Genomic DNA, 14,089 nt, shown 5'->3' on the forward strand with positions numbered 1-14,089 from the left:
GACAATCGGTGCCGGCGGCGGAATCCGGGCCGCTGAGGGCCTGCCGGCTCAGAACCCATCGTAGGCGCTAACGTCGGTCCGCCCGGCCCGCCTCATCCGCCGGCAGGGCACGCAGGAGGATGCATAAATATCCTCTCCGATGCATAGTCTTGCTGTATGCTGGATGCCATGACAATTAAGGTTGCAGTCTCCGGCGCCAGCGGTTACGCGGGCGGCGAGGTCCTCCGCCTGCTGGCGAACCACCCCGAGGTCTCGGTCGGAGCCGTCACCGCACACAGCAATGCCGGTTCGCGGTTGGGGGAACTGCAGCCGCACCTGCATGCGCTGGCGGACAAAGTCCTGGTCGACACAACCGTCGAGAACCTGGCCGGGCACGACGTGGTGTTCCTGGCGCTGCCGCATGGCGCCAGCGCGGAGATCGCCGCCGCGCTGCCGGCAGACACGCTGGTGGTGGATGCGGGCGCGGACCACCGGCTGGTGGACCCGCTGTCCTGGGAGAAGTTCTACGGCACCGCCCACGCCGGCAGCTGGCCCTACGGCCTTCCCGAACTTCCCGGGCACCGGGACAAGCTGCGCGGCGCCCGCAGGATCGCCGTCCCGGGCTGCTATCCCACCAGTTCGCTGCTGGCGCTGGCCCCGGGCTTCGAGGCCGGGCTGCTGGAGCCCGAAGACGTGGTCATTGTCGCCGCGTCCGGCACCTCGGGGGCCGGCAAGTCCGCCAAGGTACACCTGATCGGTTCGGAAGTCATGGGCGGCATGAGCCCCTACGGGGTCGGTGGCGGCCACCGGCACACCCCGGAAATCGAGCAGGGGCTGTCGGCGGCCGCCGGCGAGGCGGTCACGATCTCGTTTACCCCCACCCTCGCGCCGATGAGCCGCGGCATCCTGACCACCGCCACCGCGCGCACCAAGCCCGGTACGGACGCCGAGTCGCTGCGCCGCGCCTGGGCGGCCGCCTACGCGGACGAACCGTTCGTGCACCTGCTGCCCGAGGGCCAGTGGCCGAATACCAAGTCGGTGCAGGGCAGCAACCACGCCGTCCTGCAGCTGGCCTTCGACGAGCACGCGGGCCGCGCCGTCGTCACCTGCGCCATCGACAACCTCACCAAGGGAACGGGCGGCGGCGCCATCCAGTCCATGAACATCGCCCTCGGCCTCGACGAGACCGCCGGCCTGACCCAGCAGGGGATAGCACCGTGAGCGTTACCGCACCACAGGGATTTCGCGCCGCCGCCGCCACCGCCGGCCTGAAAGCCTCTGGCAAGCCCGACGTCGCGCTGGTGGTCAACGACGGACCACAGCGGGCCGCGGCGGCAGTCTTCACCTCGAACCGCGTGGCTGCCGCTCCCGTGCACTGGTCACGGCAGGTGATCGGCGACGGCCGGGCGGACGCGGTGGTGCTGAATTCCGGCGGTGCCAACGCCTGCACCGGGGCCGAGGGCTTCCAGAACACCCACGCCACCGCCGAGAAAACCGCAGCCCTGCTCGGTATTTCCTCGGGCGACGTGGTGGTGTGCTCCACCGGGCTGATCGGCGAGCAGCTGCCGATGGACAAGCTGCTGCCGGGCGTCGAAGCTGCTGCAGCGGCGTTGTCCGACGAGGGCGGCGCCGACGCGGCCGAAGCCATCATGACCACCGATTCCGTTTCCAAGCAGGCCCTGTTCACCGGCGGCGGGTACAGCATCGGCGGCATGGCCAAGGGCGCCGGCATGCTGGCCCCGGGCCTGGCTACCATGCTGGTGGTCATCACCACGGATGCCGAACTCGCACCGCAGGCGCTGCAGGTGGCGCTGCGCGAGGCCACGCGGTTGACCTTCGACCGGACGGATTCCGACGGCTGCATGTCCACCAACGACACCGTGGTGCTGCTGGCTTCGGGCGCCTCCGGGGTCATTCCCGCGCTGGACGACTTCACCGCCGCCCTGACCGGCGTCTGCGCGGACCTGGCCCGGCAACTGATTACCGATGCCGAGGGCGCCAGCCACGACATCGCGGTCACGACGATCAACGCCGCTTCCGAGCGGGATGCGGAAACCGTCAGCCGCGCAGTGGCCCGCTCCAATTTGTTCAAGACCGCCATATTCGGCAAGGATCCGAACTGGGGCCGGGTGCTGTCAGCGGTGGGCACGACCGACGCCGCCTTCGAGCCGGACCAGCTCAACGTCAGCATGAACGGCGTGCAGGTCTGCCGAAACGGCGGCGTGGGCGAACCGCGCGACCTGGTGGACCTGAACGGCCGCGACGTGGCCGTGGTGATCGACCTGAATGCCGGCGGCGAGACCGCGACCATCTGGACCAACGACCTCACGCACGAATACGTGCATGAGAACTCCGCCTACTCCAGCTGAGGACCGAGATGAACACGATGCTGATGGCCCAGGACAAGGCCGCCACGCTGATCGAGGCCCTGCCCTGGATCCAGCGGTTCGCCGGCACCACCATGGTGATCAAGTACGGCGGCAACGCCATGGTCAATGACGAACTGCGGCAGGCGTTCGCCGAAGACATCGTCTTCCTCCACCACGCCGGCATCAAGCCGGTGGTCGTCCACGGCGGCGGACCGCAGATCAACGCCATGCTCTCCCGGCTGGGCATCGAGTCCGAGTTCAAGGGCGGGCTGCGGGTCACCACCCCCGAAGCCATGGACGTGGTGCGCATGGTGCTCACCGGGCAAGTCGGCCGGGAACTGGTGGGCCTGATCAATTCGCACGGGCCGTACGCCGTGGGCCTCTCCGGTGAAGACGGCGGGCTGCTGCAGGCGGTGCGCACCGGCACCGTGGTGGACGGCGAAGACATCGACCTGGGCCTGGTCGGCGAAGTCGTGGGCGTCAACCCGTCCGCCATCCTGGATTTGCTCGACGCCGGGCGCATCCCGGTGATCTCCACCGTGGCGCCGGAAATCGGCGGCGACGGCGAAGGCACCAACCAGGTGCTCAACGTCAACGCCGATACCGCGGCCGCCGCGGTCGCGGACGCCCTGCACGCCTCGCGGCTGGTCATCCTCACCGACGTGGAGGGGCTGTACGCCAACTGGCCGGACAAGTCCTCCTTGATCTCGTCGCTGACGGCGGGGGAGCTGCGCGAGCTGCTGCCGCGGCTGCAGTCCGGCATGATTCCCAAGATGGAAGCCTGCCTGAAGGCGGTCGACGGGGGAGTCGAGCGCGCCGCCGTCGTCGATGGCAGGATGGCGCACTCGATCCTGCTGGAAATCTTTACCGCGGCCGGCATCGGCACCCAGGTCGTCCCGGACGGAGAAGCAGCATGAACACCCCGGATACCGTTTCCCCGGCCGCCGGCCTCGCCGGGCTGGAAGCACTGGAAGGCCTGGGCAACCGGCAGTTGCTGGAGAAGTATCGCGGGTCGCTGATGGGGGTCTTCGGAACCCCGCAGCGCGTCCTGGTGCGCGGCAAGGGCTGCATCGTGTGGGACGCGGACGGCAGGGAATACCTGGACCTGCTCGGCGGGATCGCGGTGAACGCGCTCGGCCACGCGGACGAGTTCCTGACCGGGGTCGTGGCTACCCAGTTGTCCACCCTCGGGCACGTCTCGAACTTCTTCACCAGCCCGGCACAGATCGCGCTGGCGGAGCGGTTGCTGCAGCTCGCCGCCGCTCCGGCAGGTTCCAAGGTGTTCTTCGCCAACTCCGGCACCGAAGCCAACGAGGCGGCGTTCAAGCTGGCCCGGCGAAACTCGAGCCCCACCCGGACCAAGATCCTGGCCCTGGAGGGCGCTTTCCACGGCCGGACCATGGGGGCTTTGGCCCTGACGGCCAAGGAGTCCTACCGTGAACCGTTCGAACCGCTGCCCGGCGGCGTAATCCACCTTCCCTTCGGTGACGAGGAGGCCCTCCGCGCCGCCGTCGACGAGTCCGTGGCCGCCGTCGTGCTGGAACCAATCCAGGGGGAGGTGGGCGTCCGGCCGCTGCCCGCGGGCTACCTTAAGGCGGCCCGCGAAGCCACCGAGGCCGCGGGCGCGCTGCTGATTTTGGACGAGGTGCAGACCGGCGTCGGCCGCACCGGCAAGTGGTTCGCGTTCCAGGGCGGCGTGGCCGGCGGCGAGCGGATCGTCCCGGACGCCATCACCCTGGCCAAGGGCCTGGGCAGCGGGCTGCCGGTCGGCGCGTTGATCACCTTCGGCGCAACTGCTTCCGAACTCCTGACGGCGGGCCAGCACGGAACGACGTTCGGCGGCAACCCGGTGGCGACGGCGGCGGGCCTGGCGACGCTGCAGGCCATCGAGTCGCGCGGGCTGCTGGTCCACGCGTCCGGGCTGGGGGAGCGGATGCGCGCGGACCTGGCTAACCTGGAACACGTCGCCGAGGTCCGCGGCGAGGGCTTGCTGATCGGGATCGACCTGGATGCCGACATCGCCGCTGCCGCGGTGGCTGCCGCCCTGGAAGCCGGCTTCATCATCAACAACCCGGGCCCGCGCACGCTGCGGCTGGCCCCGCCGCTGATCCTGACCGCCGAAGAGGCCGCCCGGTTCACCGCCGCGCTGCCGGACATCCTGACCACCGCGGCTGCCGTGGCCGCCGCTACCAGCAAGGACGCATCATGACCCGCCACTTCCTGAAGGACACCGACCTCAGCCCGGCCGAACAGGCGGAAGTGCTGCAGTTGGCCGCTGACATGAAGCGGTCTCCCTACCGCTACCAGCCGTACGCCGGAGACGGGGCGGGACGCAAGACCGTGGCCGTGATCTTTGACAAGACCTCCACCCGCACCCGGGTGTCCTTCGCCGCCGGGATCGCGGACCTGGGCGGGGTGCCGCTGGTCATCAATCCCGGCGAGTCGCAGCTGGGACACAAAGAGTCCGTCTCCGACACCATCAAGGTATTGGAACGGATGGTCACCACGGTCGTCTGGCGGACCTACGCCCACGCCGGGCTGGAGGAGATGGCGGCGCTGTCCCGGGTGCCGGTCATTAACTCGCTCTCCGACGACTATCACCCCTGCCAGTTGCTGGCCGACCTGCTGACGGTGCAGGAACACAAAGGCAGGCTGGCCGGCCTAACCATGACCTACCTGGGCGATGCGGCCAACAACATGGCCAACTCGTACCTGCTCGCGGGAGCGACGGCGGGGATGCACGTGCGGATCGCCGGACCGGCCGGGCACCTGCCGGCGGCTTCGGTCGTGGCCGAAGCCGAAGCACGCGCCGCCGAAACCGGCGGATCGGTTCTGGTCACCACGGATCCCGCCAAGGCGCTGGCGGAGGCCGACGTCGTCGCCACGGACACGTGGGTCTCGATGGGGCAGGAAGAGGAGAAGGCGGAGCGGCTGGAACTGTTCAAGGACTACGCCGTGGACCAGGCGGCCCTGAAGCTGGCAGCCGACGACGCCGTCGTGCTGCACTGCCTGCCCGCCTATCGCGGCTACGAGATCGCCGCCGAGGTCATCGACGGCCCCCAGTCGGTGGTGTGGGACGAGGCGGAGAACCGGCTGCACGCCCAGAAGGCGCTGATGGCATGGCTGATGGACCGGTCGTCGCTGGCTCCCTTGGCCGGGAGCTGACGGCGGTGAACACGATGCCGGCCACCAAGACCGCCCGCCAGGCCAAGATCACCGCGATCCTCACCGGCGAGTCGGTGCGCTCCCAGGCGGAACTGGCCGCCCGGCTGGCGGACGAGGGAGTCCAGGTAACCCAGGCCACGCTCTCGCGGGACCTGGTGGAACTGGGGGCGGTACGGGTGCGCGGCCAGGACGGCGGGCTGATCTATGCGGTGCCCGGCGAGGGCGGGGAACGCACGCCGCAGAGCGGTGTCACCCAGGAAATCCTGGACGCCCGGCTGGCCAGGCTCTGTGCCGACCTGCTGGTGACCGCCGAGGCCTCCGCAAACCTGGTGGTCCTGCGGACACCGCCGGGGGCGGCCAACTTCCTGGCGCTGGCCATCGACCACTCGGTCATGCCGTCGGTCTTAGGCACGATTGCGGGCGACGACACCGTTCTGCTGGTGACTCGGGATCCGGCCGGCGGAGCTGCGCTCGCCGCACGGTTCCTGCAGTTCGCCGACGAATCCTCGCGCAACGCCTGAACCCCATAACCTAGTCGCAGCAACAGCAGCTGCGGGCGCCGGCGCGGAAGCCGGCGCAACGAGCCATCTCCGCCGGCCGGCACGGCAGGATGCGGAACCGTCACCAGGGCAACCTGGCGGAAAGGGAAGATACAACGTGACGCAGGAACCGAAGAGCCCCACCGGGCACACCAACGAAGGCGCCCTCTGGGGCGGCCGCTTCGCCGGTGGGCCGGCCGATGCCCTGGCCGCGCTGAGCAAGTCCACGCATTTCGACTGGCGCTTGGCACAGTACGACATCGCAGGTTCCCGCGCCCACGCCAAGGTGCTGCACAAGGCCGGACTGCTCGACGACGCCGAACTGCAAGGCATGCTCGCCGCCCTGGACCGGCTCGACGACGACGTGCGGTCGGGCGCGTATGCGGCGGCCGAGTCGGACGAGGACGTGCACGGTTCCCTGGAGCGCGGGCTGATCGAACGGGCCGGCGCCCAGCTGGGCGGAAAACTCCGGGCCGGGCGGTCCCGCAACGACCAGATCGCGACCTTGGGCAGGATGTACCTGCGCGACCACGCACGGATCATCGCGGGGGGAGTGCTGGCAACCATCGATGCGCTGCTCGCCCAGGCGCGCCGGTATCCGGAGGTTGCCATGCCGGGCCGCACCCACCTTCAGCACGCGCAGCCGGTGCTGCTGTCCCATCACCTGCTGGCCCACGCCTGGGCGCTGCTGCGGGACGTCCAGCGGCTGGCGGACTGGGACAAGCGGGCCGCGGTCTCTCCCTACGGCTCCGGGGCCCTGGCCGGTTCCTCGCTCGGCCTGGACCCCAACGCCGTCGCGGCGGACCTCGGTTTCGACTCCGCGGTCTGGAACTCGATCGACGGAACTGCGGCGCGGGACGTCTTTGCCGAATTCAGCTGGGTCGCGGCCATGATCGGCGTGGACCTGTCCCGGATATCGGAAGAAGTCATCCTGTGGGCCACCAAGGAATTCTCCTTCGTGACGCTGGACGATGCCTATTCCACGGGCTCCTCGATCATGCCGCAGAAGAAGAACCCGGACGTTGCGGAATTGGCCCGCGGCAAGGCCGGCCGGCTGATCGGCGACCTGACGGGGCTCTTGGCCACGCTCAAGGGCCTGCCGCTGGCCTACAACCGCGACCTGCAGGAAGACAAGGAACCGGTCTTTGACGCGGCAGACACCCTGGAGCTGCTGCTGCCCGCCGTTGCCGGCATGATCGAAACCCTTGTCTTCAATACCGAGCGGCTGGAAGCGTTGGCCCCGCAAGGGTTCGCGCTGGCCACCGACATCGCCGAATGGCTGGTCCGGCAAGGCATTCCGTTCCGGGAAGCGCACGAGCTGTCCGGTGCCGCCGTGAAACAGGCCGAAAGCCGCGGAGTTGAACTCTGGGACCTGACGGACGAGGAATTCGCGGCCATTTCCCCGCAGCTGACTCCGCAGGTGCGTGAAGTGCTCACGGTTGAAGGTTCGCTGGCCAGCCGCAGTTCGCAGGGCGGCACCGCCCCGGCCGCCGTGGCCGCCCAGATTGCGGCGCTTGAGGCAGCGCTGGACGGCGCACGTGGCTACGTCTCCGGCGACCGCCCCTGAGCCGGCCGCACCCCGGAACGGGTAAGTTACCGGCCGGTAGCAAATGGTGCTGCGGTAGTTTGTGAAGCGACGGGTCGAGAGCCACTGAGCCGAGGGAGCGAGCATGTCGACGCTGAGCCAGGACGAGGAAAAGCTGGTGCCGGAGGGCCGGATCGAGCGGGTTGACGGGGATTACGTCCTGGCCTTCGACCGACAGTTCGATTACCCGCGCAGCTACATCTGGAGCCTGCTGGCGGAAAAGGTCAACGTCGCCAAATGGCTCGGCACGCTCGATGCCGACTGGCAGCTGGGCCATACCTATGAGTTGGATCTGGGCGGTGGCACCACCAGCGGCACAGTCCTGCAGCTGAATCCGCCGCTCAGCCTGCAGATCAGCTGGGAGGACGAGCTGGGGCAGGAAGCGGTCATCGAATGGCGGGTGCTGGAGAGCGACGGCGGTACCTTGCTGCAGTTCCGCTCACGCGCCGAGGGGCCGGACTTCCTGACCGAAGGCAGCGCGGGCTGGCAAACAATCCTGGACGCACTCGCCGCCGTCGCGGGCGGGCGGCCGTCGGACCCGGAGCCCGGTCGATGGGCACGGCTGCGGGAGGCCTATGCCCGCCACTTCCGGCTCTCGCATTCGATGGGCACCGCCCACAAGGATTCGGGGCGCACCAGCCTGCGTTTCGAACGGTTGCTCGACGCCGCCGCAACGGAGGTCTGGGCGGCCCTGACCGAGCCGGAGCTGTTCGGCAAGTGGCTGGGCCCCGGCCGCGTGGAGCTGCAGACCGGCGGCGCCGTCGAATTCACCCTGCCGGAACGGACGGTTAACGGGGACGTTGAGTATGTGCTCGCCGGCAGCCGTCTCGACTACACCTGGACCGCTCCGGAGGGCAGCGGAACCGTGCACTGGATGCTGGAACCGGCCGACGGCAAGACCCGCCTGCTGCTGGTGCACAACATCGGCCGGGAGATATCGCCCGAAGCCCTGATGGCCCGCTGGCATGCGCGGCTGGATGCCCTCGCCACGGTGCTGGGCGGCGGCCATGTGCATGATTCGGCCCACCGGCTCGAAGCCCTGACGCGCTTCTACCAGCGGGTGCAGCCGGCCTAATGGACGCAGCGTTACTTCACTGGCTCGCCCGGCCCGCCGTGGACGTCGCTCCGGGGCTGCTCGGCGCCCGCCTGGCACACAGCACACCCGAGGGAACAGTAGCCGTGCGGCTCACCGAGGTTGAGGCCTACATGGGCGAGCACGACCCCGGATCTCATGGCTTCCGCGGCCCGACAAACCGCAACAAGGCGATGTTCGGCCCGCCCGGCCACATCTATGTCTACTTCACCTATGGCATGCACCATTGCGTGAACATCGTGTGCGGCCATGAGGGCCAGGCAACGGGCGTCCTGCTCCGCGCCGGTGAAATCACCCAAGGCCTTGACCTTGCCCGAAGCCGGCGCGCTTCGGCCAAAAACGATGCGGAACTGGCTCGGGGGCCGGCCCGGCTGGCCACGGCCCTGGGGCTGACGCTGGCGGACAACGGCAGGGCCCTCACCCAAGGGGACCTGGAACTCGCACGACCGGCGGTCCGGGCCTCCCATCAGCATGTGCGGAGCGGGCCGCGGGTGGGCGTGAGCGGCGAGGGCGGCACCGCGGCCTACCCGTGGCGTTTCTGGCTCGAGGGGGACCCGACGGTCTCGCAGTACCGGGCCGCGAAGCCGCGCCGGCGCGCCGGCAGCGGGTAGGGTAGACGGGTGAATGAACGTCCCCACGAATCAGTTGAAGCCATGGTCAACCGTCTTTCGGAAACGGTTCGGGACTATCCGAAGCCAGGGATCATCTTCCGGGACCTTACCCCTGTATTCGCCGACGGCGAGGCGCTGCACGCCTTGGTGCACGCCCTGATCGATCCGTTCGAGGGCCAGTTCGACGCCGTCGCCGGTGTCGAGGCCCGCGGCTTCCTGCTGTCCGCTGCGGCCGCGTATGCCTCCGGCACCGGGGTCATCACCGTGCGCAAGAAAGGCAAACTGCCGCGCAGGACGATTTCCGAAGACTACGCGCTGGAGTACGGCACCGCCACGCTGGAGATCCATGCCGATGAACTGGTGCCGGGTTCGCGCGTCCTGATCCTGGACGATGTGCTGGCCACCGGAGGGACCCTCGGCGCGGCGTGCCGCCTTTTCGAACGGGCAGGGGTGCAGGTTGCCGGATTCGGCGTGGTCCTCGAGCTCTCGGCCCTGCGGGGCAGGTCTGCCCTGACCGGGCACCGCATCCGCTCGCTGGTGCGTGAATAGCCCCCGGCAATTGCGTCCTTGGCGAAAGGGCGCGTGCCCACCCGCCCGCGGTCGTTCCGGCGGAAGAAAATTCGGCGCGCCGGTAGTAGAATGGACGGTCTGCCTTTTGGGGAGGGAAAACACGTATGCCTGAATCGCCTTCGGCCCATGCCGAGCTTGAACTTGAGCGCGCCTACGTGGCGGGGCTGTACCGCCGACTGGAAGAACTGCGCGCCGAGAAACAGGAACAGTTGGCCCGCGTCCGCAGCAGCGGGGCCGTGGGAAGCATGCAGAACATTTCCGAGCGCGACGCTTTTGCCACCATGTACGAAGACCGGCTGGCGCAACTGAACGCCGTGGACGACCGGTTGGTGTTCGGCAGGCTCGATCTGGACGACGGCGACCGCCGCTACATCGGGAGGATCGGACTCAGCACGGCAGACCTGCAGCAGCTGATGGTGGACTGGCGGGCGCCCGAAGCCGGGGCGTTCTACCAGGCTACGGCCTTCGAACGGCTGGGAGTCCGGCGGCGCCGGCACCTGATTTTGCAGGGGCACCAGGTCAAGGGCATCGAAGACGACGTGCTGGATCCGACCATGCTCTCCGAGGACGGGGTCCTGCAGGGCGAAGGGGCCCTGTTGGCGGCGCTGAATTCGAAGCGGACCGGAGCCATGTCCGACATTGTCGGCACCATCCAGGCCGAACAGGACCGCATCATCCGGGCCCCGATGCCGGGGATCCTCGTGGTGCAGGGCGGTCCCGGTACGGGCAAGACCGCCGTCGCCCTGCACCGGGCGGCCTACCTGTTGTATTCGCACCGCGAACGGCTGAAGTCCGCCGGCGTGCTGCTGGTGGGGCCATCGAACTCTTTCATGAAGTACATCGAGCGGGTGCTTCCCTCGCTGGGCGAGACCGGAGTGGTGATGTCCACCCTGGGCGGGCTGATGCCCGGCGTACGGACCGTGTCCGAGAGCAACCCGGCCGTGGCCGAGATCAAAGGCCGCCTGGCCATGGCCGGCGTCGTTGCCAACGCAGTGGCCAACCGGCAGCGGCTTCCGGCGGAACCGCGCAGGCTCAACGTCGAAGGCACCATGCTGACGCTGACATCGCGCCAAGTGGCACGGGCCCGCGACCGGGCACGGGCGACCGGTAAACCACACAACACGGCCCGGGTCACGTTCGTGAAGATCCTGCTGCGCGAACTGGCGGACCAGTTGGCGGAGGCACTGGAGAAATCGTCCGGACCGGGAAACAACGCGGACCGTGCCTATCTGATCGAAGACGTGCGCACCTCGCGCGATGTCAGGGTGGCGCTTAATCTGTGCTGGATGCCGCTGACCCCGGAACAGCTGGTCAGGGAACTGCTCAGCAAGCCGGCCCATCTGGAGGCGGCCGCTCCCGATCTGACGGAAGCCGAACGCAAGCTGCTGCTGCGCCCCGCGGACGCGCCGTGGACGGAAGCCGATGTGCCGTTGCTGGATGAAGCCGCGGAGCTGCTCGGGGACATGGATGCCTCGGCCGGGCGGGACAAGGCCCAGCGGGATGCCGAGCGGGCCCGCGACGTCGCCAATGCGGAGCAGTCGCTGCGGAACGTCGACCAGATGCTGCGTGACATCGGGATCGACGGCGTGGTCAGCGCCGAGGACCTGGCCGGTTACAACCAGGCGCAGCAGACCCGCTTCACGGCGGCCGAACGGGCCGCCGTTGACCGCACTTGGGCCTTCGGCCACATTGTGGTCGACGAGGCGCAGGAGTTGTCGGCCATGCAGTGGCGGCTGCTGATGCGCCGCTGCCCGCTCAAGTCGTTCACCGTCGTCGGCGATATCGCCCAGACGAGTTCGGCCGCCGGCGCGGAATCGTGGCAGCAGGCACTCGAGCCGTTCGCCGGCGACCGCTGGCAGCTTGAAGAACTGACCGTGAACTACCGCACGCCTTCCCAGATTGCGCAGGCCGCGGTCCGGATGGCCAACGCCGCGGGCCTGGTCGTGACGGCTCCGAAGGCGGTGCGCGACGGCCGCTGGTCGCCGGTCGTGGACCGGGTGCCGGAGGGCCGCATGGTCGAACGGCTTCTGGAGGTCATGCCCGAGGAGCTTGCCGCTGCCGACGGCGGTCTGTTGGCGGTTATTGCCTCCGACCACCGCCTGCGGGACGTCCGGGACGCGCTGACCGAAGCCTATGGGGCACGGGTGGGCGGCGGTGCCGGGGGGATGGAACAGGACATCAGCGTGCTGGGTCCGCAGGAGGCAAAGGGCCTGGAGTTCGATTCCGTCGTAGTGCTTGAGCCGGGTGAGCTGCTGCACCGGGTCGGCGGCCGCGTCGGAGATCTCTATGTCGCCATGACCCGTCCGACCCAGCGGCTCCGGCTGCTGGCCGAAGGCGACGTCCCCGAGGGCATTGAAGGCTGATAATTTGGTATCCGTGAATAATACGTTTTTCGCTTCCCAACGCAACGACCCTGGTTTTGCCAATGTTTGGCAGGAACTGAAGTGGCGCGGCCTCGTCCATGTTTCGACCGATGAAGCCGAACTGGAGAAGGTGCTGGCGGGGGACCCGATCACGTATTACTGCGGCTTCGACCCCACCGCACCCAGCCTTCACCTGGGCAACCTGGTCCAGCTGCTGACCATGCGCCGGCTCCAGTTGGCGGGGCACAGGCCGCTGGGCCTTGTAGGTGGTTCCACCGGGTTGGTCGGCGATCCCCGCCCTACCGCCGAGCGCGCCATGAACACCAAGGAAACCGTCGCCGAATGGGTGGACCGCCTGCAGGGACAGGTGCAGCGCTTCCTGGACTTCGACGGTACGAACGCCGCGCGCATGGTCAACAATCTGGACTGGACGGCCCCGCTGAGTGTCTTGGACTTCCTGCGCGACATCGGCAAGTACTTCCGCGTCGGCACGATGGTCAAGAAGGACATCGTCGCGTCCCGGCTGAACTCGGACGAGGGGATCAGCTACGCCGAATTCAGCTACCAGATCCTGCAGGGCATGGATTACCTGGAGCTGTACCGGCAGTACGGCTGCATCTTGCAGACCGGCGGATCCGACCAGTGGGGCAACCTCACCAGCGGCATCGAGCTGATCCGCAAGGTGGAGGGCAAGTCTGTTCACGCCATCGGCACGCCGCTGATCACGAACTCCGACGGAACCAAGTTCGGCAAGAGCGAGGGCAATGCCATCTGGCTGGATGCGGACATGTGCAGCCCCTACGCCATGTACCAGTTCTGGCTCAACACGGCCGACGCGGACGTGGTGCAGCGGCTCAAGGTCTTTACCTTCCGTTCCCGCGAGGAGATCGAAGCGCTTGAGCGCGCCGTAGCCGAACGGCCGCATGCCCGTGAGGCACAGCGTGCGTTGGCCTATGACGTGACGTCGATTGTGCACGGCCCCGCAGCCACCGAGAAGGTGATCGCCGCCTCCGCGGCCCTGTTCGGGCAGGGCGACCTGGCCGAGCTGGACGAGGCGACTCTTGTCGCCGCCACTGCCGAGCTGCCCAGCGCAGTGACCGGTGCAGCCACCACCGGCATCATTGACTTGTTGGTCCAGTCCGGTCTGGCCGCCAGCAATTCCGCGGCGCGACGGACCGTAGCCGAGGGCGGCGCCTACGTTAACAACCAGAAGATTACCGATCCGGACGCTTCGGTCGGGAGTGAACAGTTCCTGCATGGCAAGTACCTGTTGATGCGCCGCGGGAAGCGCACTCTCGCCATGGTCGAAGTGTCTGCCTGATTCCGTCGGCGTTCGCACGTCAGCCGGCCACGTCGAAGGGCCCGCAGTCCCCCTGGTCAGGGGAGGCCGCGGGCCCTTCGGCATCAGTGGCGGGCATCACCCGCCGGCGATTTGCGGGCCCGTCCGGTGCCGTGTAATGTTTTCTAAGTCGCCGCCGCTGGTTGTGAAACAGCCGGCCGGAACGCGACAAGCCCCTTCGATAAAAAGACAGCGACTGTCATGCGCCCGAGTGCGCAGGCAAATTAGCTGGGTTTTTGTGATGGGTTCCTTTTCTCGAGGTAAATGAAGCGGAAACGCCGATTTGACAGAAAGAAAAGGAATGAAATAAAGTAGAAACATCGCAGCGAAGAAAAGCAAAGCGAATTTCGGAAGAAATTGTTTTGGGGAATTATTCGTTTGCTCCTGTTGTTTGAGAACTCAATAGTGTGCCAAGTTTGTTGATACCAATTATTTATTGGTTGAAAGTGCCGTGGCGTGCCGCCCCTGTGGTGTGT

At 67.9% G+C, this 14,089-nt stretch carries 12 protein-coding genes; all 12 read left to right on the forward strand.

Annotated features, from left to right (window positions below):
* Window positions 1-168: 168 nt before the first annotated feature.
* The 12 genes from argC (at window position 169) to tyrS (ending at window position 13,595) form a co-directional block, all read left to right on the forward strand.
* Window positions 169-1,200 carry an N-acetyl-gamma-glutamyl-phosphate reductase gene (gene argC, locus AC5RUP_RS16125; protein ID WP_494067947.1) on the forward strand — a complete coding sequence of 344 codons (1,032 nt, stop codon included), beginning with the start codon at window positions 169-171 and terminating at the stop codon, window positions 1,198-1,200.
* Window positions 1,197-2,348 (forward strand): bifunctional glutamate N-acetyltransferase/amino-acid acetyltransferase ArgJ, encoded by a 1,152-nt coding sequence (argJ, locus tag AC5RUP_RS16130; protein WP_494154597.1) that lies wholly within the window; start codon window positions 1,197-1,199, stop codon window positions 2,346-2,348. Before argC ends, argJ begins: the two co-directional genes overlap by 4 nt.
* 8 nt (window positions 2,349-2,356) lie before the next feature.
* A complete protein-coding gene (gene argB / locus AC5RUP_RS16135) occupies window positions 2,357-3,265 on the forward strand; it encodes an acetylglutamate kinase (RefSeq protein ID WP_494154598.1) in 909 nt (302 codons plus the stop codon).
* Window positions 3,262-4,557 (forward strand): acetylornithine transaminase, encoded by a 1,296-nt coding sequence (locus AC5RUP_RS16140; RefSeq protein WP_494158754.1) that lies wholly within the window; start codon window positions 3,262-3,264, stop codon window positions 4,555-4,557. Before argB ends, AC5RUP_RS16140 begins: the two co-directional genes overlap by 4 nt.
* Window positions 4,554-5,513, forward strand: a complete 960-nt coding sequence (gene argF, locus AC5RUP_RS16145; protein WP_494154096.1) for an ornithine carbamoyltransferase — start codon at window positions 4,554-4,556, stop codon at window positions 5,511-5,513. Before AC5RUP_RS16140 ends, argF begins: the two co-directional genes overlap by 4 nt.
* Window positions 5,468-6,034 (forward strand): arginine repressor, encoded by a 567-nt coding sequence (locus AC5RUP_RS16150; RefSeq protein ID WP_494067942.1) that lies wholly within the window; start codon window positions 5,468-5,470, stop codon window positions 6,032-6,034. The genes argF and AC5RUP_RS16150 overlap by 46 nt, the downstream gene beginning before the upstream one ends.
* A gap of 136 nt (window positions 6,035-6,170) precedes the next feature.
* Entirely contained in the window at window positions 6,171-7,619 is a 1,449-nt protein-coding gene (gene argH / locus AC5RUP_RS16155) for an argininosuccinate lyase (protein ID WP_494154097.1), read from the forward strand.
* A 103-nt stretch (window positions 7,620-7,722) separates the two neighbouring features.
* Window positions 7,723-8,712 carry an SRPBCC domain-containing protein gene (locus AC5RUP_RS16160; RefSeq protein WP_494154098.1) on the forward strand — a complete coding sequence of 330 codons (990 nt, stop codon included), beginning with the start codon at window positions 7,723-7,725 and terminating at the stop codon, window positions 8,710-8,712.
* Entirely contained in the window at window positions 8,712-9,341 is a 630-nt protein-coding gene (locus AC5RUP_RS16165; RefSeq protein ID WP_494154099.1) for a DNA-3-methyladenine glycosylase, read from the forward strand. The genes AC5RUP_RS16160 and AC5RUP_RS16165 overlap by 1 nt, the downstream gene beginning before the upstream one ends.
* Before the next feature lie 42 nt (window positions 9,342-9,383).
* Window positions 9,384-9,890: an adenine phosphoribosyltransferase gene (locus AC5RUP_RS16170; protein WP_493977814.1), complete on the forward strand. Its 507-nt coding sequence runs from the start codon at window positions 9,384-9,386 to the stop codon at window positions 9,888-9,890.
* Between the two features lie 125 nt (window positions 9,891-10,015).
* A complete protein-coding gene (locus AC5RUP_RS16175) occupies window positions 10,016-12,274 on the forward strand; it encodes a HelD family protein (RefSeq protein WP_494154100.1) in 2,259 nt (752 codons plus the stop codon).
* Window positions 12,275-12,278: 4 nt separating this feature from the next.
* The gene (tyrS, locus tag AC5RUP_RS16180; RefSeq protein WP_494154101.1) at window positions 12,279-13,595 is read left to right on the forward strand and encodes a tyrosine--tRNA ligase; all 1,317 of its coding nucleotides are present in this window, start codon (window positions 12,279-12,281) and stop codon (window positions 13,593-13,595) included.
* Window positions 13,596-14,089: the final 494 nt, after the last annotated feature.

This window comes from Arthrobacter sp. Y3223151, assembly GCF_059091125.1.